The organism is Blautia sp. SF-50, assembly GCF_900101315.1.
GTDB classification, from domain to species: domain Bacteria; phylum Bacillota; class Clostridia; order Lachnospirales; family Lachnospiraceae; genus Blautia_A; species Blautia_A fusiformis.
In genome coordinates, this window is record NZ_FMUW01000074.1 from 1 (window position 1) to 1,492 (window position 1,492).

Sequence of the window (1,492 nt, forward strand, 5' to 3'; positions counted from 1 at the left end):
CAGAGCACAATACTCTGTTTCTATAAAAATACCATAAATTTTTCGGAAATTCAAGGTGCAAGTTCCTGAAAACCGGCTTTTTTATCGTGGTTTTTCGCCATATTTTACGGATAATATAGGGCGCAAATATTGTGGTGTCCGAAAAAGGACACTATTCGCCGTCAGTGTCATCGTCAGAGGATAAAAGACCGGCGGATAAAAACTCTTATTTGTGAACAGACTATAAGATTCAGCATAACAGGAGGAAAGATCAATGAGCAGAAAAGGAGAAAACATTTACAAAAGAAAAGACGGACGATGGGAAGCCAGATATATCAAAGAGCATCGGATAAACGGAAGGATACACTATGGCTACTGTTACGGAAAAACATATCATGAAGCCAGAGATAAGGTCAATCAGGCACGTTATGCGCTGATGAATGATCAGCTTCTGCCCGTGAGAGGAAAACGGAATCGCTTTGCAGATTACTGTAATGAATGGCTGTATCTGAAACGAAGCAGCGTGAAACCATCCACTTTTGTAAAATATACAACGATCCTGGAAAAATATATCAAGCCTGATCTCGGGCAGTATTTTTCCGAGGCTGTTTCAGAAATACTTGTAGAACAATTCAGCTACAGGCTTATCCATGAAAGAGGATTGTCACCAAAAACAGTGCGGGATATCCTTTCCGTGCTGCATTCCATTCTGAATTATACAACAAAGCAGAATCCACTGGCAAAACCGGTGGATATCGTATACCCCAGGCAGGATCGAAAAGAAATGCGTGTGCTGACCTGTGAAGAACAGAAAAGGTTTACGGAATATCTTTTACAGGACATGGATCCGTGTAAATTTGGGGTTTTGCTGGCATTGTTGACAGGATTGCGGATCGGAGAAGTATGTGCTCTGAAATGGGAAGATATTTCTCTGGAAAATAAAGTCATCTTTGTACGTCATACCATGCAGCGCCTGAAAAATCTCAATCCTGCAAGTGAAGAAAGGACCCGGATCATAACCGGGGTTCCTAAAAGTGGAAGGTCGGTAAGGATAATCCCCATGAACCAGGATATTGAAAAGCTCTGTAACAAATGGAGAGCAGATGATCTGGAAGCATATGTTCTGACCGGAAAAGCAGGGTATTTCCTGGAGCCCAGAACCCTGCAGTATCGCATGAGGCAATATACGAAAGATTGTAATCTGAAAAATGTTCATTTCCATACTTTGCGGCATAGTTTTGCGACACGGTGTGTGGAGGCCGGATTTGAGATCCGCAGTCTTTCGGAGATCCTGGGGCACTCCAGCACACGGATCACACTGGAATGTTATGTACATTCATCCATGAATCTGAAACGTAAAAATATGGAAAAACTAAAGATCGCAGATACCGTGGAAAAAGAATTTCCGGGAGCCTGAGTTTTTTTATAAACCGTCAAAAACCGCCGTCAGAGAAGAAAGAACCGTTAAATTTACACGGATCGCAGGGAATCTTTCACAGAGTATTGTGCTCTG

At 42.2% G+C, this 1,492-nt stretch carries 1 protein-coding gene; it reads left to right on the plus strand.

The features are described 5' to 3' along the window. Positions 1–253: 253 nt before the first annotated feature. Entirely contained in the window at positions 254–1,396 is a 1,143-nt protein-coding gene (locus BLP57_RS17510) for a tyrosine-type recombinase/integrase (RefSeq protein ID WP_015525675.1), read from the plus strand. Positions 1,397–1,492 lie beyond the last annotated feature (96 nt).